The sequence below is a fragment of the Sphingobium trunci genome (assembly GCF_022664535.1).
Classification (GTDB): Bacteria; Pseudomonadota; Alphaproteobacteria; order Sphingomonadales; family Sphingomonadaceae; genus Sphingobium.
Window position 1 is genome coordinate 179463 of the sequence record NZ_JAKUJY010000001.1, and the last position, 19213, is coordinate 198675.

The 19213-nt window shown below is 62.3% G+C and carries 17 protein-coding genes and 2 tRNA genes; 13 read left to right on the plus strand and 6 right to left on the minus strand.

What is annotated here, in order from left to right; all coding sequences use genetic code 11:
- Window positions 1-278 precede the first annotated feature (278 nt).
- The gene (locus tag MJ601_RS00780) at window positions 279-1199 is read left to right on the plus strand and encodes an endo alpha-1,4 polygalactosaminidase (RefSeq protein ID WP_281061185.1); all 921 of its coding nucleotides are present in this window, start codon (window positions 279-281) and stop codon (window positions 1197-1199) included.
- 36 nt (window positions 1200-1235) lie between these two features.
- Here MJ601_RS00780 and MJ601_RS00785 read toward each other — a convergent pair.
- Window positions 1236-1312, minus strand: a tRNA-Arg gene (locus tag MJ601_RS00785).
- Window positions 1313-1462: 150 nt separating this feature from the next.
- A tRNA-Arg gene (locus MJ601_RS00790) sits at window positions 1463-1539 on the minus strand.
- A gap of 141 nt (window positions 1540-1680) precedes the next feature.
- Here MJ601_RS00790 and MJ601_RS00795 point away from each other — a divergent pair.
- On the plus strand, window positions 1681-2181 hold the full coding sequence (locus tag MJ601_RS00795) for a helix-hairpin-helix domain-containing protein (RefSeq protein ID WP_242122674.1): 501 nt from the start codon (window positions 1681-1683) through the stop codon (window positions 2179-2181).
- Between the two features lie 54 nt (window positions 2182-2235).
- Here MJ601_RS00795 and ppdK read toward each other — a convergent pair whose 3' ends face one another.
- From ppdK to MJ601_RS00810, 3 genes are all read right to left on the minus strand, one after another.
- The gene (gene ppdK / locus MJ601_RS00800) at window positions 2236-4950 is read right to left on the minus strand and encodes a pyruvate, phosphate dikinase (RefSeq protein WP_242122675.1); all 2715 of its coding nucleotides are present in this window, start codon (window positions 4948-4950) and stop codon (window positions 2236-2238) included.
- Window positions 4951-5093: 143 nt separating this feature from the next.
- Complete coding sequence (gene glyS, locus MJ601_RS00805) at window positions 5094-7097, minus strand: glycine--tRNA ligase subunit beta (protein ID WP_242122921.1); 2004 nt, start codon at window positions 7095-7097, stop codon at window positions 5094-5096.
- Window positions 7097-7969 carry a glycine--tRNA ligase subunit alpha gene (locus tag MJ601_RS00810; protein WP_242122676.1) on the minus strand — a complete coding sequence of 291 codons (873 nt, stop codon included), beginning with the start codon at window positions 7967-7969 and terminating at the stop codon, window positions 7097-7099. The genes glyS and MJ601_RS00810 overlap by 1 nt, the downstream gene beginning before the upstream one ends.
- A gap of 161 nt (window positions 7970-8130) precedes the next feature.
- Between MJ601_RS00810 and MJ601_RS00815 the strand changes: the two genes are divergently transcribed.
- From MJ601_RS00815 to MJ601_RS00865, 11 genes are all read left to right on the plus strand, one after another.
- On the plus strand, window positions 8131-9042 hold the full coding sequence (locus MJ601_RS00815) for a TraB/GumN family protein (RefSeq protein ID WP_242122677.1): 912 nt from the start codon (window positions 8131-8133) through the stop codon (window positions 9040-9042).
- Between the two features lies 1 nt (window position 9043).
- Window positions 9044-9928: a TraB/GumN family protein gene (locus MJ601_RS00820; protein WP_242122678.1), complete on the plus strand. Its 885-nt coding sequence runs from the start codon at window positions 9044-9046 to the stop codon at window positions 9926-9928.
- Window positions 9929-10038: 110 nt separating this feature from the next.
- On the plus strand, window positions 10039-10653 hold the full coding sequence (locus MJ601_RS00825; RefSeq protein WP_242122679.1) for a 50S ribosomal protein L25/general stress protein Ctc: 615 nt from the start codon (window positions 10039-10041) through the stop codon (window positions 10651-10653).
- A gap of 88 nt (window positions 10654-10741) precedes the next feature.
- Complete coding sequence (pth, locus tag MJ601_RS00830; RefSeq protein WP_242122680.1) at window positions 10742-11317, plus strand: aminoacyl-tRNA hydrolase; 576 nt, start codon at window positions 10742-10744, stop codon at window positions 11315-11317.
- Window positions 11318-11371: 54 nt separating this feature from the next.
- Window positions 11372-12619 (plus strand): cyclic di-GMP phosphodiesterase, encoded by a 1248-nt coding sequence (locus MJ601_RS00835; RefSeq protein WP_281061186.1) that lies wholly within the window; start codon window positions 11372-11374, stop codon window positions 12617-12619.
- Window positions 12620-12697: 78 nt separating this feature from the next.
- Window positions 12698-14341: an alpha-D-glucose phosphate-specific phosphoglucomutase gene (locus MJ601_RS00840; protein ID WP_491572869.1), complete on the plus strand. Its 1644-nt coding sequence runs from the start codon at window positions 12698-12700 to the stop codon at window positions 14339-14341.
- 82 nt (window positions 14342-14423) lie between these two features.
- Window positions 14424-15113: a DUF2490 domain-containing protein gene (locus tag MJ601_RS00845; protein ID WP_242122683.1), complete on the plus strand. Its 690-nt coding sequence runs from the start codon at window positions 14424-14426 to the stop codon at window positions 15111-15113.
- Window positions 15114-15180: 67 nt separating this feature from the next.
- A complete protein-coding gene (gene ychF, locus MJ601_RS00850) occupies window positions 15181-16281 on the plus strand; it encodes a redox-regulated ATPase YchF (protein WP_242122684.1) in 1101 nt (366 codons plus the stop codon).
- A 6-nt stretch (window positions 16282-16287) separates the two neighbouring features.
- Window positions 16288-16827 carry a DNA-deoxyinosine glycosylase gene (locus MJ601_RS00855; RefSeq protein ID WP_242122685.1) on the plus strand — a complete coding sequence of 180 codons (540 nt, stop codon included), beginning with the start codon at window positions 16288-16290 and terminating at the stop codon, window positions 16825-16827.
- A gap of 34 nt (window positions 16828-16861) precedes the next feature.
- Window positions 16862-18127 carry an alkaline phosphatase family protein gene (locus tag MJ601_RS00860; protein WP_242122686.1) on the plus strand — a complete coding sequence of 422 codons (1266 nt, stop codon included), beginning with the start codon at window positions 16862-16864 and terminating at the stop codon, window positions 18125-18127.
- Window positions 18128-18224: 97 nt separating this feature from the next.
- Complete coding sequence (locus MJ601_RS00865; RefSeq protein ID WP_242122687.1) at window positions 18225-18689, plus strand: MaoC family dehydratase; 465 nt, start codon at window positions 18225-18227, stop codon at window positions 18687-18689.
- Here MJ601_RS00865 and MJ601_RS00870 read toward each other — a convergent pair.
- Entirely contained in the window at window positions 18670-19203 is a 534-nt protein-coding gene (locus tag MJ601_RS00870) for a hypothetical protein (protein ID WP_242122688.1), read from the minus strand. The two genes, MJ601_RS00865 and MJ601_RS00870, sit on opposite strands and share 20 nt — an antisense overlap.
- Window positions 19204-19213: the final 10 nt, after the last annotated feature.

Consider the following 19213-nt stretch of genomic DNA (forward strand, 5'->3'; position numbering starts at 1 on the left):
TTGGTGGGGCGACTCGGTTTTTTGAAGTTTTTACCCATGGTTAATGTGCTTTCAACCATCATGCCCTGTCAACTTCAATGAAGACCGGCAGAGAATATTTTTTGCATCAATTGGTTCAATTCACAAGAAAATAGGAATATTATCGAACGATTTACATCATTATTTATATAACTATTGCTATATCCTTATTCGGTTCGTTCAAGGGTATAAGCTGGAATCTGCTGCTTCTGTCGTTCAGAACTGCGCCACGATCACCCTATAGTATCGAAAGCACGGATATGACTGTGTCTCCGGCGCATAAATCGCTTTCGCGGTTCCGCGGCGCGGTGGCGGTGACGCTGATCCTTGCCGCCTGTGGGGGTGGGGGTGGAGGAAACTCTCAGGGCACAGCTACGCCTGCTCCGTCCCCCACACCGGCTCCCACTCCGACGCCCACGCCTACGCCTACGCCCACGCCCACGCCTACATCCCTTTCCTCATGGGAATGGATATTGCAAAGCCAGGGCCTGCCATCCACCCCGCCCGCGGTCGCCTTTCTGGACGTCGACGGTTTCGACACCCCCGCCAGCTACGTCACGGCCGCCAAGGCCGCGGGCACGAAGACGATCTGCTATCTGGACATCGGTTCGGCGGAGAGCAATCGGCCTGATTACGCGAAATTGAGTGCCATTTCCGGGCTGCTCGGCAACAGCTATCCGGGCTTCCCCGGTGAACGCTATATCGACATAAGCCGCTATCCGGAATTCATCCAGATCATGGACGACCGGCTGCGCATGTGCCGCGACAAGGGTTTCGATTATGTCGAATTCGACGTAATGGATTCCTTCGAGGACGGTGCATCGACCACCGGATTCAACCTGACCGAGCAGAATATGATCGACTATGTCACCGCCCTGTCGAGCCGGGCGCGCGGCTATGGGTTGAAACCGGTGCAGAAAAATACCGGCGGATCAGCGGCCAAACTGGTTTCGCTGTTCGACGCGATCCTGTTCGAGGACTGCGTGCTGGACAATTTCTGTTCCGACGGCGCCCCCTATGTCTCGGCAGGCAAACCTGCCTTCAATGCGGAATATCCTGAGCTATGGCCCGCGGGTACGTTCGACAGGTCGCGCGTGTGCAGCGTGTCCGCCAGCGCACAAATCTCGACGATCATCACCGTCGTGGCCCTCGACCGGCCAGCATCGGACCGATGTAGCTGAAGCCGTCTTTCGGCTTCGATACAGAATTTTGGGAAATGGCGCACCCGGAACGATTCGAACGTCCGACCCTCAGATTCGTAGTCTGATGCTCTATCCAGCTGAGCTACGGGTGCGTTGTGGAGGCGCAGATATAAGGGGCTGAGTGATCTGGCAACCCCAAAAAACGCGCTTCTCCGAAATTAGGACCGGGCGCGCAAACGCAGTTAAGCGCCTTGGACCGCTGTTTAAAAACGCCCCGTAATATGCTTGATTTCAAAGGAAAATGGCGCACCCGGAACGATTCGAACGTCCGACCCTCAGATTCGTAGTCTGATGCTCTATCCAGCTGAGCTACGGGTGCGTTGGAGTGGCGCAAATAGAAGCGTCAGCACGATTGGGCAAGCCTTTTTTGCACTTTTTTGAAGGGCCAACCGCCTGCCAAGCCGCGCCGCAACCTTTGCCGCGATCCGCTCGTTCGGAACGCAGGAAAGGATGCACGACCATGACCTTCACCCTCAATGAGATCGCGCTGCTCCTGATCGCCCTGTCAATAGGATTGGTCCTAGGCCTGATGATGAGCGGGCGCGGCAAATATAAGCGCTATTGGCGGGACGAACAGCTTGCCCACCGCACCGCTATCCAGGACCGTGAAACCCGCCTCGCCGCCGCCAATGAACGGATCGCGGAACTGGAACGGCAATCCCGCCCCGTCGGTCCGGGCACCGCCACGGCCGTTGCGGGTGCCGTTCATGGACGTGATGATCTCAGCCGCATTCACGGCATTACCCAACAGGATGAAATCACCCTCAACGAAGCGGGCTATCATCGTTTCGTTCAGATCGCGGCGCTCAACGGTGAGCAGGAGGCCGCGCTGGAGGCACGGCTGGGATTGAAGCCGGGCGTCATCGGGCGCGAGGAATGGCGCGAACAGGCGAGATTGCTGGAGGCGCGCCAACATGACCAGCACGCGCATCTCTATGCGCACAGGACCACGCGAGCCTGAGGCGGCCTACACTTCCAATGAAAAGGGCGGGACTTGCGCCCCGCCCCTTCCCTCTCAATTCCTGTGGGCCAGCGCGGCCTGGGCAGCGGCCAAGCGCGCGATAGGCACGCGATAGGGCGAGGCCGAGACATAATCGAGACCGGTCTTCTCGCAGAAGGCGATGGAGGCGGGATCGCCGCCATGCTCGCCGCAAATGCCGAGCTTTATGCCGTCGCGGGTCGCGCGGCCGCGTTCGGCGGCCAGTTCGATAAGCTGCCCCACGCCCTCCACATCGATGCTGACGAACGGATCGCGGGCGAAGATGCCCTTGTCCACATATTGCGTCAGGAAGCGGCCGGCATCGTCACGGCTGATGCCGATGGTGGTCTGGGTCAGGTCGTTGGTGCCGAACGAGAAGAATTCGCCCACTTCGGCGATCTCGCCAGCCTTCAGCGCAGCACGCGGCAGTTCGATCATGGTGCCGACCAGATAATCCACCGAAGCGCCCTGCTCGGCAAAGACCTCCTGCGCCACCTTGTCGACGATCGCCTTCATCAGTTCCAGTTCCTTCTTCGTCGCGACGAGAGGGATCATGATTTCAGGGATCGGTGCCCCGAACGAATCCGGGCCGCTGCGCTGCTTGATGATCAGTGCGGCTTCGAAGATGGCGCGGGCCTGCATCTCATAGATTTCGGGATAGGTGACGCCCAGACGGCAACCACGATGACCGAGCATCGGGTTGAACTCGTGCAGTTCAGCGGCGCGGCGCTTGAGCGCCTCTACCCCAACCCCTGCGGCCTTGGCCACTTCCTCGAACTCCGCTTCGCCATGCGGCAGGAATTCGTGCAACGGCGGGTCCAGCAGACGGATGGTCACGGGAAGGCCCGCCATCACCATGAATATCTGAGCGAAATCGTCACGCTGTTCCGGCAGCAGCTTGTCGAGCGCAATGCGACGGCCCTTTTCCGTGTCGGCGAGGATCATCTCGCGGACGGCGGTGATACGGGCGGCGTCGAAGAACATATGCTCGGTGCGGCACAGCCCCACGCCTTCCGCGCCGAAATCCCGCGCGGTCTGGCAGTCCAGCGGGGTCTCCGCATTGGCGCGAACCTTGAGGCGACGGACCTTGTCGGCCCAGCCCATCAGCGTACCGAAATCGCCCGCCAGTTCAGGCTGCACGGTCGGGACCTCGCCCGCCATCACCTCGCCGGTCGAACCGTCGATGGTGAGGATGTCACCCTCCTTGAGGGTGCGGCCGTCGATGCGCAGCGTCTTGGAAGCATTGTCGATCGACAGGCTGCCCGCGCCGGACACACAGGGACGGCCCATGCCGCGTGCCACCACGGCGGCGTGGCTGGTCATGCCGCCGCGCGCGGTCAGGATGCCCTTGGCCGCATGCATGCCGTGAATGTCCTCAGGGCTGGTCTCGACGCGGACGAGGATGACCGAATCGCCCAGTTCATTGCGGCGCTCGGCCGTATCGGCGTCGAACACGATCGCGCCCGAAGCCGCGCCTGGCGAAGCGGGCAGGCCCTTGGTCAGCACGTCGCGCGGCGCCTTGGGGTCGAGCGTCGGGTGCAGAAGCTGGTCGAGCGCGGCCGGATCGACGCGGGCGACGGCTTCCTCTTCCGAGATCAGCCCCTCATTCGCCATGTCGACCGCGATCTTGAGTGCAGCCTTGGCCGTACGCTTGCCCGATCGGGTCTGGAGCATCCAGAGCTTGCCCTGCTGCACCGTGAACTCGATGTCCTGCATGTCGCGATAATGTTTTTCGAGGATTTCGAACACCCGCGCCAGTTCGGCATAGGTTTCCGGCATCGCCTCTTCCATCGACAGCGGCTTGGCCCCTGCCCGCTCGCGCGCCTGCCTGGTGAGATATTGCGGCGTGCGGATTCCCGCCACCACATCCTCGCCCTGGGCATTGATCAGATATTCGCCATAATAGGCGTTCTCGCCGGTCGCGGGATCACGCGTGAACGCAACGCCGGTGGCCGAGGTATCGCCCATATTGCCGAACACCATCGCCTGCACGTTGACGGCGGTGCCCCAATCATGCGGAATCGAGTTCAGGCGGCGATAGACCTTGGCGCGGTCGGCCTGCCACGACCCGAAGACCGCGCTGATCGCGCCCCAGAGCTGGTCGTTCACATCCTGCGGGAAAGGCTTGCCCCAGAGCTTTGAAACAAGCGCCTTATATTCGGCAACGAGGGCCTTCCAGTCGTCGGCGGTCATTTCCGTGTCGAGCGTATAGCCCTGATCTTCCTTGGCGATTTCGAGGGCTTCCTCGAAGGCGCCATGGTCGAGTTCCAGCACCACGTCCGAATACATCTGGATGAAACGGCGATAGCTGTCCCAGGCGAAGCGTTCGTCCCCCGATGCAGCGGCCAGGCCCAGCACGGTTTCGTCGTTGAGGCCGAGGTTCAGCACCGTGTCCATCATGCCCGGCATCGAAATGCGTGCGCCGGAGCGGACGGAGACCAGCAGCGGATCGGCCTTGTCACCGAATTTCTTGCCGGTCACGCCCTCGATATGGGCGATGCCGCTGACGACTTCCGCCTTCAGGCTTTCGGGATAGACGCCGCCATCGGTATAATAGCGGGTGCACATCTCGGTCGTGATGGTGAAGCCGGGCGGCACCGGCAGGCCAATGGCGGCCATGCCGTCCAGATTGGCGCCCTTTCCGCCGAGGAGGTTCTTGTCGCCCTTGCCGCCGTCGTCGACGCCGCCGCCGAAACGATAGACATAACGGGTAGCGGTCGTGCTCATGCTGGCCTCTTCCATTGTCAACATAATCGCGGCTCTCCTGCACTGATTGCCGTGTAGTTGTGCGATGCAACAAATTAAACAACAGATGGGCGACAAATGCACCCACTTTTACGATGATTGCTCTTCTATTTCACTGATTGTCCCGCGGGTCCGCTTATCTGTCGCCATCAACCAGTAATTTTCGAAAAATCGGCCACCGCATGCACCGCCTCACGCACGCGCGAGAGCAACGCAAGGCGAGCGGAGCGCTTGGACGGATCGGCATCGTTGACCGTAACCGTCTCGAAAAAGGCATCGATTGGCGCCCGCAATGTTGCAAGTGCGGCCATGGCGCCTTCGAAATCCTCGGCCGCGACGGCCGCGGCAGCGCGAGGCTCGGCAGCGTCGAGCGCAGCGATCAAATCGGCTTCGGCCTGTTCGGGGGTGTAGGTGAGTCCGACCTTCCCGGCCGCTTCAACGCCTTCCTTCTTCAGGATATTGGCAGCGCGCTTGTAACCGGCGAGCAGGTTGGTGCCGTCGTCCGTGGCGATGAGGGACTGAAGCGCCTTCACGCGGGCAAGCAAGCGGACAAGATCATCCTCGCCACCGAGCGCGAACACCGCGTCGATCAGGTCGTGCCTTACGCCCGCTTCCTTCTGCTGGACCTTCAGACGGTCTGCGAAGAAATCGAGTAGATCACCCTCCGCGACAGCAAACCGCAGATCGTTCGCCGTGACGAGTTGGATGACACCCAGCGCAGCCCTCCGGAGCGCAAAAGGATCACGCGAGCCAGTCGGTTTTTCGTCGATACCGAAGAATGAACGGAGTGTATCGAGTTTGTCGGCAAGAGACACCGCAACAGACACGGACGCGGTCGGAACCTCGTCTCCCTGTCCCACCGGCTTGTAATGATCGCGAACAGCGTCCGCTACAACGTCACGAAGGCCCTCGGCACGGGCATAATAGCCCCCCATGATGCCCTGGAGCTCAGGAAACTCGCCCACCATTTCAGTAACAAGGTCCGCCTTGGCGAGACGGGCAGCCTGTTCGGCCTGATCCGCGTCCGTGCCCTTGACGATACCTTCTTCGACCAGCCAGCGGGCCAGCTTCGCAACACGCTCCACCTTGTCGGCGACGGTCCCGAGCTTTTCGTGGAAGGTGATGCGCTCCAGCTTCTTCGCATGATCCTCCAAGCTGGTCTTGCGGTCCTGCTCCCAGAAGAAGCGGGCGTCCGACAGACGCGCGGCAAGAACCTTGCGGTTGCCCGCGACGATTGCCGCGCCGCCATCCTTCGCCTCGATATTGGCGGTGCAGATGAAGGCCGGGGCCAGCCTGTCGCCCGCATCGCGCAGAACGAAATATTTCTGGTTGATACGAAGGGTTAGCTGGATGACTTCAGGCGGAACCTCAAGAAATGCGGGGTCGAAATCGCCCAGCAGCGGCACCGGCCATTCGGTCAGCCCTGCATTTTCCGCGATGAGGCCCTTGTCCTCGACGACCGTATAGCCATGAACGGCGGCCGCTTCGGCAGCCTTGGCCTCGATGATCGACTGGCGTTCCTGATGGCTGACGATCACATGGCAGGCGCGCAGTTTTTCGGCATAGTCGTGCGCGCCGCCAATGGTGATCTCGCCGGGATGATGGAAGCGGTGGCCCAGCGTCGCATAGCCCGACCTGATGCCTTCGATTTCGATATCGACCAATTCTTCGCCCAGGATCGCGACGATGCCCTGCAGCGGACGGACCCAACGCAGGCTTTCCGTCGTTTGCGAAGCGGCGCCCCAGCGCATGGACTTGGGCCAGGGGAACGCCCGGACGACAGTGGGGACGGCTTCCGCCAGCACGTCGGCGGTGGCCCGGCCGGGCTTGTTGACGACCGCGAACCAGACACCATCGTGGTCTTCGAGTTGATCCTGCGTCAGGCCGGTCTTGCGCAGGAAGCCTTCGAGCGCCTGAGCCGGAGCCGAAGTGCGCGGGCCTTTATACTCCTCGCTGACGGCGGCGGTTTCCAGCGGCAATCCCCGCGCGATCAGCGCCAGACGGCGGGGCGTGACGAAGCTGTCGATGCTTTCGGGCTTCAAGCCAGCCTTCGCCAGTTCTTCGGTGAACAGGCGGGCCAGGTCTTCCGACGCCTTCAACTGCATGCGCGCCGGTATTTCCTCGCAGCGCAGTTCGAGCAGGAAATCGGTCATCACGCGGCCCACCCGTTGGTCTTCATCCATGCCTCGCAACTGCCCTTCGCCATGTCGCGGACCTGCCCCATATAGCTTGCGCGCTCCTGCACGGAGATGACGCCCCGCGCCTGGAGCAGGTTGAAGGTGTGGCTGGCCTTGATCGCCTGTTCAAAGGCGGCGAGCGGGACGCCCGCGTCAATGCACTGCTGCCATTCGGCCCGGCAATCCTTGAACCAGCGGAACAGCTTTTCGGTGTCGGCGACCTCGAAATTCCATTTCGACATCTGCCGCTCATTTTCCAGGAAGACGTCGCCATAGGTGACGCCCGCATCGTTGAACTTCAGATCATAGACGCTGTCTACGCCCTGAATATACATGGCCAGGCGCTCAAGCCCGTAGGTCAGCTCGCCCGCGACCGGCTTGCAGTCGAAGCCGCCCATCTGCTGGAAGTAGGTGAACTGGGTGACTTCCATGCCGTCGCACCAGACTTCCCAACCAAGGCCCCAGGCGCCCAGCGTCGGGCTTTCCCAGTCATCCTCGACGAAGCGGATGTCGTGGACCAGCGGGTCGATGCCGATCTCGACCAGCGACCCCAGATATAGCTCCTGCAGGTTCGCCGGGCTTGGCTTCATGATGACCTGATATTGGTAATAATGCTGAAGGCGATTGGGATTCTCGCCATAGCGGCCGTCGGTCGGCCGGCGGCTGGGCTGCACATAGGCCGCGTTCCAGGGATTGGGACCAAGGCTGCGCAAGGTGGTTGCCGGGTGGAAGGTACCCGCGCCCACTTCCATGTCATAGGGTTGCAGGATGACGCAGCCCTGCTTGCCCCAATAAGCGTGCAAGGTCAGGATCAGATCCTGAAAGGAAAGCACTTTGCTTGTCGCCACGGACGGTCCCTTGGATGACGGTTCAATTTCGGCGCGCCTTGGCGCAGCAAGGCCGCAGGGTCAAGGAAAAGAGGGTGAAGGCAAGGGGTAAATCCGCTTGCCCTGTTGCGCTGCGGGACGCATGGATGGAGGACGATCGATGAAATGGACCTTTTGCTGACATGAAATGGCCCAATTTTCGCTGGCTGGCGGCCGCCCTGCTGGTGCTTGGCGGATGTTCGATGGAGCATCCGGCTTCGGCGCGGACCAGCGCGCGTTCATCCTATGTGACGCCCGCGCTGTGGACGGTGAAAGATGCGGACACGACCATCTATCTGTTCGGCACCGTTCATGTGATGAAACCGGGGGTGGATTGGTTCAAGGGCTGGATCAAGTCCGCCTTTGATGGCGCTGACGAACTGGTGCTGGAGATTGTCGAGCCGGAAGATCAGCAGGCACTGGCCGCGACCATGGCAGGTACGGCTCTGGCCCGGGACGGGGTGAAGTTGTCGGATCGGCTGAACCCGGAGGAGCGGGGCAAATATCAGGCCGCGATGGCGGCTAACAGCCTGCCTTGGCAGACTTTCGAGATGTTCAACCCGTGGATGGCGGGAATGGCGCTTTCCGTGCAGCCGCTCGGCAAGCTGGGCTATAAATCCGAACTCGGCGCGGAAAAGACGCTGACGGCGGCGGCCCGGGCCGAAGGCAAGAAGATCGGCGCGCTGGAGACGGTGGAGCAGCAATTGGGCTATTTCGCCGGACTGCCGATGGAGCAGCAGGTGAAGTTCCTCAACGCGACGGTCGATGGCCTGCCCGACATGGAGAGCGAGTTCGCCAAGCTGGTCGCGCACTGGCAGGGCGGCGAGCCGGAAAAGCTGGCGGCCGAGATGAACGAATCGCTGGAGGCGACGCCGGAACTGGCCCAGGTGCTGCTGATCCAGCGCAATGCCAATTGGGCGAAGTGGATCAAGGGGCGCCTGGCGCAGCCAGGCACGGTATTCATCGCGGTCGGAGCGGGACATCTGGCGGGCAAGGGCAGCGTGCAGGAGCAATTGAAGGCGCTGGGCATCGCTTCGGCGCGGGTGAAGCAATAGGATGACGCGGTGGCTGGCGCGCTGGTTGGGGCTGGCCGCCTTACTTCTCATTACGTCCTGCGGAAACGAGCCGCCTGCCCCGCCCCCCGGTGGTGGCCCGGCGCTTTGGCGCATTCAGGGCAAGGGGATCGACGGCTGGCTGTTCGGCACCATCCATGTGCTGCCGAAACATGTGCAATGGCGGACGGCTCCCATCAGCGAGGCCATAGGCAGGGCCGATCAGTTGGTGCTGGAGTCGGCCGAAATTCAGGATCAGGCGAGAACCCTGGCGCAGTTCGAGGCGATGGGGCGCAGTCCAGGGCTTCCGCCACTGGAAGCACGCGTCCCGGAGCGGGACAAGGCCGCGCTGGACCGGATCGCCGGCGATGGCGGCACCAGCACGCAGGCGCTGTCAGGTTATGAAAGCTGGGCTGCGGCCATGCTGCTTTCCGCCGCCGCGCAGCAGGCCCTGCATGTCAGTCAGGACGACGGCGTCGAACCGGCGCTGATCGCGCTGTTCAGGGATGCGGGCAAGCCGATCGGCGGGCTGGAGACGGTGGCACGACAGTTCGGCGCCTTCGACACTCTGCCCGAACAGGCGCAACGGCGGTTGCTGATCGATACGGTGCGCGAGGCGAAGGACATAGGCGCGCTGTACGACCGTATCCTGAAGGCCTGGATCAGGGGCGATCTTGTAACGCTCGCCAGGGAGGACCGGGTGAGCGAGGAACCCGATCCGGTGGTCGAACGGGCGGTGCTGGCCGATCGCAACCGGGATTGGGTGAAATCGGTCGAACGCCTCGAGGGCCGTCCCTTCATAGCCGTGGGCGCCGGGCATCTCGCCGGCAAGGGCAACCTGATCGCGTTGCTGCAAGCCGATGGATATCGGGTGACGAGGGTACAATAAGGCCCGGCTCTTGCTTTCCGCCTCCTTTCTGCTATTGGCCCGCGGTCCCGCGATGGTCATCCCTGGAGGCGTGGCGGGCGCTTACATCAATTTGCTTTTGGAGACACGCAATGAGCGAGCAGCTTACGCTGTCGGCCGAGGCACGCGATCGGGCAGGCAAGGGAGCCTCCCGCGCTCTCCGCCGTGAGGGCCGCGTACCCGCCGTCATCTATGGTAACAATGAAGAACCGCAGTCGATCCACGTCGAGGAAAAGCTCCTCAACAAGCTGCTCGGCACCGGCCACTTCTTCAATTCGGTCGTCATGGTCGAGGTGAACGGCAAGGCCGTGCGCACCCTGCCCAAGGATGTCGCTTTCCATCCCGTGACCGACCGTCCGCTGCACGCCGACTTCCTGCGCGTTTCGGAACATGCCACCGTCCACGTCAACGTGCCGGTGGTCTTCAAGAACGAAGACGCTTCGCCCGGCCTCAAGAAGGGCGGCGTCCTCAACATCGTCGCGCATGAGATCGAACTGATCGTCGATGCGGCCGAGATCCCCGACGATGTCGTCGTCGATCTGACCGGGCTGGATGTCGGCGAATCGATCCACATCGGCGCCGTGAAGCTGCCCAAGGGCGCCAAGGCTGCGCATGACGAGACCGACTTCACTGTCGCGACCATCGTTGCACCCTCGGCTCTCAAGAGCGCCGAAGGCGACAACGAAACCCCGGCCGAAGGCGAATAAGCCTTTCCGGCAAGTCCTTTCCGGACTGGAAATTCCGATCCCGCTCGCCTACCCGGCGGGCGGGATTTTTCTTTGGAGATGACAGGCAATGCAGATCTGGGTAGGCCTAGGCAATCCAGGCACCCAATATGCGATGAACCGGCATAATGTCGGCTTCATGGCCGTGGACGTCATCGCGGACTTGCACCGCTTCTCTCCCCCGAAGAAACAATTTCAGGGCTGGGTGCAGGAAGGCCGGATCGGCTCGGACAAGATCATCCTGCTGAAACCCGCCACCTTCATGAACGAAAGCGGCCGTTCAGTGGGGGAAGCCATGCGCTTCTACAAGCTGACGCCGCAGGATGTGACCGTCTTCCACGACGAACTCGACCTGCCGCCGATGAAGGTGAAGGTGAAGCGCGGGGGCGGCAATGCCGGGCATAATGGCCTGCGCTCGACCGATGCCCATATCGGCGCGGAGTTTCGCCGGGTCAGGATCGGCATCGGCCGTCCAGGGCACAAGGACCGGGTCCATGGCTATGTGCTCGGCAATTATCACAAGAGCGAGACCGACGCGCTGGCCGACATGCTCGGCGCCATCGGCGCCGAAGCGGAATGGCTGGCCAGGGGCGATGATGCGCGATTCATGAACCAGGTGGCGCTCCGCCTGACTGATGACAACTGACGATTACGTTTTGATAACAATCGAATAGTAAAGCCTCCGGCATGGAGGATAGCTTTGCTGATCAGTATTGATCCGTATCAAGTAACGATGGGCATGTATGTGCACGCCTTCAAGGGATCTTGGTTCAACCATCCCTTCTGGCGGCCGCGCTTCGTCATCACCGACATGGACGTGCTGGACCGCATCCGGGCCAGCGACGTGGAAGCGGTGATCATCGACAGTTCGAAGGGCAAGGGGCCGGAAAGCAAGCATCCGCCTGCTGCGATGGATGTGCGAGGTTCGCCCCTTCCCGCTACCCGCAGCCTTCAGAGCCGTTCCTGGTCCGCGCCCCGCGAAAAAGTCCATAATCGGGAAATGGAACAGGCCCGCCAGATCATTTCCCGCGGCAAACAGATCGTCACGCGCCTGTTCGACGAGGCGCGGCTCGGCCGCCTGGCCGTCACGCCGGACGTCCTGACGCTCGTCGACGATATTTCGCGCTCGCTGGAACGCAGCCGGTCCACGCTGCTCAACATGGCCCGACTGAAGAACAAGGACGAATACACCTATCTCCATTCGGTGGCGGTCTGCGCCCTGATGGTGAATTTCGCGCGCCAACTGGGCATGGATGAGGACAGGGTAAGGGATCTGGGCATATCCGGCCTGATGCACGATGTCGGGAAAATGGCCGTTCCGCTGGACATATTGAACAAGGCGGGCCGCCTTTCCGATGACGAGTTCGCGTTGGTCAAGGATCATACACTTTCCGGCCGAACGCTGCTGGAACAATGCGAGGGCATGCCCCAGACGGCTATCGACGTCGCCCTGCATCATCATGAGCGGATGGATGGCACAGGCTATCCGTTCGGTATCGGCGGCGCGCAGTTAAGCGTGGCAGCGCGCATGGGCGCGATCTGCGATATCTACGACGCTCTGACGTCGGAACGGATATACAAGGAGGCCTGGACGCCTTCAGAAGCGATCGCTAGGATGAGCGGCTGGACCGGGCATCTGGACGAAAAGCTGCTTTTCGCCTTCATGCAGGGCATGAATCTCTATCCGCCGGGCATTCTGGTCCGGCTTCGGTCCAACCGCCTTGCCATCGCCCTTCCCAACGGCCGTCGCGGTTCGCGGGCCAAGGCGAGGGCCTTCTACGCCATTCCGGAGCGGGCATTCATCCCGGCCGAGGATATTCCATTATCGGACCACCCTGCCGGGGACCAGATCATCAGCCTGGAGGAACCGGCGCACTGGCCCCTTGTCGATTGGTCAAGCCTGCAGGACGATATCCTGCTCAATCGGTACCGTCCGCCCCATTATTAGAGCTTCCCGCCCGCTCTTGCGCAGGTCGCATTGCGATCGGCATCTTGCAGTGCAATAACTCGTCCCATCACAACTGCAATGGGATTGCCTGTGCCGATACAGACTGTTTCGACGACACCCTTTCCGGATCAGAAGCCCGGCACATCGGGCTTGCGCAAGAAGGTCCGCATCTTCCAGCAGGCCCATTATGCGGAAAATTTCGTCCAGTCGGTGTTCGACAGTCTGGAGGGCTTTGCAGGCCAGACTCTGGTCGTCGGCGGCGACGGGCGCTACCTCAATCGTGAAGTCATCCAGATCGTGCTGAAAATGGCGGCCGCCAATGGTTTTGGCCGGGTTCTGGTCGGCCGGGGCGGCATATTGTCCACTCCTGCCGCTTCGCATCTGATCCGTTCATCGGGAGCCTTTGGCGGGCTGGTCCTGTCGGCCAGCCACAATCCGGGCGGGCCGGATGAGGATTTCGGGATCAAATATAATGTGTCGAACGGCGGCCCCGCGCCCGAGAAGGTAACGGACGCCATCCATGCGCGCACGCTGGCGATCGAGGGCTATCGCATCCTGGAAGCGCCGGACGTCGACATCGACACGATCGGCGCCAGCCGGCTTGGCGGAATGACCGTCGAAGTGGTCGATCCGGTGACGGCCTATGCCGACCTGATGGAGACATTGTTCGATTTCGCCGCGATCAAGGCAATGATCGCCGGGGGCTTCGCCCTCTCCTTCGATTCGATGAGCGCAGTGACCGGCCCCTATGCGGTCGAGATTTTCGAGAAGCGTCTGGGCGCCCCTGCGGGCACGGTACGAAACGGAACGCCGCTGCCCGATTTCGGCCATCATCACCCCGACCCCAATCTGGTTCATGCAAAAGAGCTTTATGACCGGATGATGGCCAGTGACGCGCCCGATTTCGGTGCAGCCTCGGACGGCGACGGCGACCGCAACCTCATCATCGGGCGGCACTGCTATGTGACGCCGTCGGACTCGCTGGCCGTGCTGGCGGCCAATGCGCATCTGGCGCCCGGCTATGCGTCCGGCCTCAAGGGTATCGCCCGATCCATGCCGACGAGCGGCGCGGCCGACCGGGTGGCGGAGAAGCTCGGCATTCCGCTTTACGAGACACCCACGGGGTGGAAATTCTTCGGCAATCTGCTGGACGCCGGCATGGCGACCATCTGCGGCGAGGAAAGCGCGGGCACCGGCTCCGATCATGTGCGGGAAAAGGACGGGATATGGGCGGTGCTGCTGTGGCTCAACATCCTTGCCGCGCGGCGGCAGAGCGTGGCGCAGATCATGACGGAACATTGGGCCACCTATGGCCGCAACTATTATGCGCGGCATGATTATGAAGCCATCGCCAAGGAGAAGGCGGATGCGCTGATGGCGGCGCTGCGGGGTAAGCTGGAGACGCTTCCGGGCACCTCGAACAGCGGTGGCAGGGTGGAGAGCGCCGACGATTTCGCCTATACCGATCCGACCGACCAGTCCGTCAGCCTCAATCAGGGCGTGCGGGTGCTGTTCGAGGATGGTTCCCGCGTCGTGTTTCGACTGTCGGGCACCGGCACGGAGGGTGCAACGCTGCGCGTCTATATCGAGCGCTATGTCGGGACGGACGGCGAACTCGGCCTGGAAACGGGCGACGCACTCGCTCCGTTGGTGAAGGCCGCGCAGGAAGTCGCCGACATCACCGGCTTCACAGGCATGGAAAAGCCAAGCGTCATCACCTGACGCCAACACTTACGGTCCGGACATGATAGGGAAACAGGCGGCGCGCTAGAGGAAGGGATATTCCCCTTCCCTGAGGTTTGAAATGCGCCGCCTTCTTAGTGCCCTTTTCCTTTGCGCCTCCCTTCTGGGCATCGCCGGTCAGGCGCAGGCGCGGACAAGCCAGGATGAGCAGCTTTGGCTGAACCTGACCGCGATGGGGCCGGTTTCGGGCAGGCTGGTCTATTTAGCGGAAATCCAGCCGCGCGTCGGGGATGGGATATCGCGGCTCGACCAGTTGATCCTGCGCGGCGCCGTCGGGTGGAAGCTGTCGCCCGGGCTGACACTCTATCAAGGCTATGCGCATGTGGTGCTGCCGGTCGATGGCGGCCGGGACGTGAATGAAGAGCGCAGCTTCCAGCAGGCGAGCTGGATCGTGGGGAAGCCATGGGGCGGCGAACTATCCTCCCGCACGCGGCTGGAACAGCGCTGGCGATCGGATGGCGACGATATGGGCTGGCGGCTGCGTGAGATGCTGCGCTACGAAAAACCGCTGAAGCCGGGAAGCAATGCCGTGAACGCGCTGATCTATGGCGAAGGATTCGTGGCGCTCAACAGCACGGATTGGGGCGCGAAGGGCGGATTCGATCAGTTGCGCAGCTTCATCGGCGCGGAACTGGGCCTGGGTGGCGCCTCGACGGCGGAGATCGGCTATCTGAACCAATATATCAACCAGCGGGCGGGCAATAGCCGCGTCAATCATGTCGCCTCGGTCACGATCTTCTTCCGCCATTGAAGAACTGGCCAAGCGCGCGCGAAAGCGCTATCGGCGCGGCCAATCATATTGACGTGAAGGCAGTTCCATGGGTTTTCGTTGCGGTATCGTCGGGCTTCCCAATGTGGGCAAGTCCACCCTGTTCAATGCGCTGACCGAAACGCAGGCGGCGCAGGCGGCGAACTATCCCTTCTGCACGATCGAACCGAATGAGGGCCGCGTCGCCGTGCCCGACGACCGGTTGCAGACGATCGCGAAGATCGGCGGCAGCGCCAAGATCATCGAAACGCAACTGTCCTTCGTGGATATTGCGGGCCTGGTCCGCGGCGCGTCCAAGGGTGAGGGCCTGGGCAACCAGTTCCTCGCCAACATCCGCGAGACCGACGCCATCGTCCATGTCCTGCGCTGTTTCGAGGATGGCGACATCACCCATGTCGAGGGCAAGGTCGATCCGATCGCGGATGCCGAGACGGTCGAGACCGAACTCATGCTCGCGGACCTGGAAAGCCTGGAAAAGCGCGTTCCCAACCTCGCCAAGAAGGCGGCGCAGGGCGACAAGGAAGCCAAGGCCGCTGCGTCAGTGCTGGGTCAGGCGCTCGACCTGCTGCGTGACGGCAAACCGGCCCGGCTGACCGTGCCCAGGGATGTCGAGGAAGAACGCCTCTTCAGCCAGGCGCAGTTGCTGACGGCCAAGCCCGTTCTCTATGTCTGCAATGTCGAGGAAGACAGCGCCGCCACCGGCAACGCCCATTCGGCGCGGGTGTTCGAGAAGGCGGCAGCCGAAAATGCCAAGGCGGTGATCGTGTCCGCCGCAATCGAGGCCGAACTCGTCACCATGCCGATCGAGGAGCGCGCGGAATATCTGGAAGCGCTGGGCCTTACCGAGGCCGGTCTCGCCCGCATCATCCGGGCGGGCTATGAGCTGCTGGGGCTCATCACCTTCTTCACCGTGGGGCCGAAGGAAGCCCGCGCCTGGACGGTGACCAAGGGGTCCAAGGCACCACAGGCGGCGGGCGCGATCCATACCGATTTCGAGAAGGGGTTCATCCGGGCCGAAACCATGGCCTATGCCGATTATGTCCAATATAATGGCGAGGCGGGGGCCAGGGAAGCGGGCAAGTGGCGCTCCGAAGGCAAGGACTATGTGACGCAGGATGGCGACATCATGCTGTTCCGTTTCAACGTCTGATTGATCATGCTGCGGCCGGGACAGATGCCTGCCCGGCGCAAGGCGGCCTTTCCGCCCAGCGTCGATGAAGGAACCAGGTTGCTCATACTGGGCAGCCTGCCTGGCGACGCCTCGATCAAGCAGGGCGAATATTATGCGCATCGCGGCAATGCTTTCTGGGCGCTGATGAGCGAGGTGCTGGGCGAGGATCTGCGCGGACTGCCCTACGCCATGCGGCTGAAACGATTGCGGGCGCGCGGCGTCGGGCTTTGGGACGTGATCGAGAGCGCAGATCGGGAGGGGAGCCTCGACAGCGCGATACGGGGCGCGGAGCTGCGCGATCTGGGCGCGTTCGTGGCAAGGCTGCCGAAGCTGGAGGCGATCGCCTTCAACGGCAAGACCGCCGCCCAGCATGGACGGCGCCAGATCGGGGGGCGGCCGGACCTTCATCTGATCGACCTGCCATCCTCCAGCGGAGCTTTCGCCAGCATGTCGCGGGAGGGCAAGCGCAGCGCCTGGATGGCACTGGCACCCTATGTCATTTTGCCGTCGACATCGGGCTGTTAAGCGGATGGGAATGCCATAACTTAAAGAGTCGCCTATGCTCCTGCGCTGCCTGCCCCTTGCCCTGTCGCTCGCTGTTCTGGCGGCCTGCACACCAGTCGATCAGAGACCCGCTGCCATTGCCGCGGTCGAAAACCGGCAAGCGGTCACCATCCTCATTTCCATCGACGGTTTTCGTCCGGATTATCTGCAGCGCGGCGTGACGCCGCATCTGAACGCGCTGGCGGAGGGGGGTGTCGAAGCGACGATGCGGCCGTCCTTCCCGACAAAGACTTTCCCCAACCATTGGGCGATCGTCACCGGCGACCGGCCGGACCGTAGCGGCATCGTCGCCAACACCATGGAGGACGCGGCGCGCCCCGGCGAGAAATTCACCATGGCGAGCGATGATCCCTATTGGTGGAACGAGGCCGAGCCGATCTGGGTGACAGCGGAAAAGGCGGGGTTGCGGACGGCGACGATTTTCTGGCCCGGTTCCAACGTCGCCTGGGGCGGGACCAGAGCAAAAGACTCGCCCAACGCCCTGTCCGGCGGCATCCGGCCGAGTGATTGGGCACAGTTCAACCAGCAGATTTCCGGCGTGCAACGGGTCGACGGCATATTGGACCTGCTGCGCCGTCCAGCGGATATCCGGCCGCGTTTCCTGACGCTCTATTTCGATGCGGTCGATACGGCCGGGCATGAGAATGGGCCGGACGCCGCGGAAACGACCAAGGCAGCGGGCGATGTCGACGGACAGATCGGCCTGTTGCTCGATGGGCTGAAAGCCTTGGGGCAGCCCGCCAATCTCGTCATCCTGTCCGATCATGGCATGGCCGCGAAATCCAGCGAACGGGTCATCGTGCTGGACAAGGTGGCCGACCCGGCCGATTATCGCATCGTCGAAAGCGGACCTTATGCGAGCCTGGACGCGACGCCGGGTCATGAGAAGGCGTTGGAAGCGCGCATCCTCAAGCCCCAGCCGCATATGCAATGCTGGCGCAAGGCAGCGATTCCTGGTCGTTTCCATTATGGTACGCACCGGCGGATACCGCCTTATTTCTGCCTCGCCGAAACCGGCTGGGTCATCCAGCCCAGCGCACCAGCCAAGCCCTTTGCCGGCGGCGATCATGGATGGGACAATCGCTCGCCGGAAATGCAGGCATTCTTCATCGCCCATGGTCCGGCGTTCGATCAGCGGTTTCGGCCACCTTCCAATTTCGACAATGTCGACGTCTATCCCTTGCTCGCGCGACTGTTGGGCATCGCTCCTGTCAGCAGCGACGGCAATCCTGCCGTGCTGGAAGGCCTCATACGGAAATAGGCGATACCGGTCTTCCCACTTCCACTTGACGTAAACGTAAACGTAAACGTAAAGAAAACCTAAGTCCGCATCCATTGCAATAGGAAACGGATTGGACATGAGCGAGATCATCTATTTCGAGGATACGGAAGTCGGCAGCAGCATCGAATTCGAGCCGCTGACGGTCAGCCGCGAAGAGATTGTCGATTTCGCACGCGCATTCGACCCCCAGCCCTTCCACCTGTCGGACGAGGCAGCGGCGCTGACGCATTTCGGCAGCCTGGCATCCAGCGGCTGGCATACGACGGCCCTGGCGATGAAGATGATGGTCGCCGCCTGGCAGGCAAATCCGGGGATGCAGGCGGCGAGCCTGGGCGCGCTGGGTGTCGACGAGCTGCGCTGGCTGCAGCCAGTGCGGCCCGGCGATACGCTGCACGGGCAGTCCGAGGTGATCGAGAAGAAGGCGTCCAAAAGCCGTCCGGAGATGGGCATCGTCAAGACGCTGGTAACCGTCTTCAACCAGCGCGATGAGCCGGTGCTGACGATGAAGCCGATCGCGATGTTCAGAACCCGTCCGGCTTGACCCTTTCCGCCGCCGGTTGATTGGCACGGGCGTCGGCGGCCATGATACGGATTGTCGGCGTCGCCGCGCTGGCGATCTGAATAGTGTGAAGACCCGGCGCAAGGTCGAACCAGACGATCTTGCGGATGCCCGAACAGTCCGGGCCATGGCCGTGATCCACCGACGGAAGGGCTGTTTTCCCGGTAGCGGCGTCGACCCAGGCCCCTTCCGACAGCGCTATGCCGATGCGGGCGGCGCTCTTGACGGCGAGGGTGAAAAGGCCGCCATGGCTTTTCGGCACATTCCTGCCCGGGGGCACGGCATATTGGACCTGCGTGCCGGGCCGCAGGGTCGCCGTGACGGGCTTGCCCAGGATCAGGCGCGGTGCCGTGGAGGCCGTGGCACCCGCGATGGCCGTTCCGCTTTGCGTCCAGCTCGTCCACGGCTCCGCAAGTGGCGCGGGGCTGGCGCAGCTATCGGGAGCGGCGTGGGCAGCCATGGGGCAGAGCGCCAGCAGGAACAGCAGCCGCTTCATCCTCATTTCC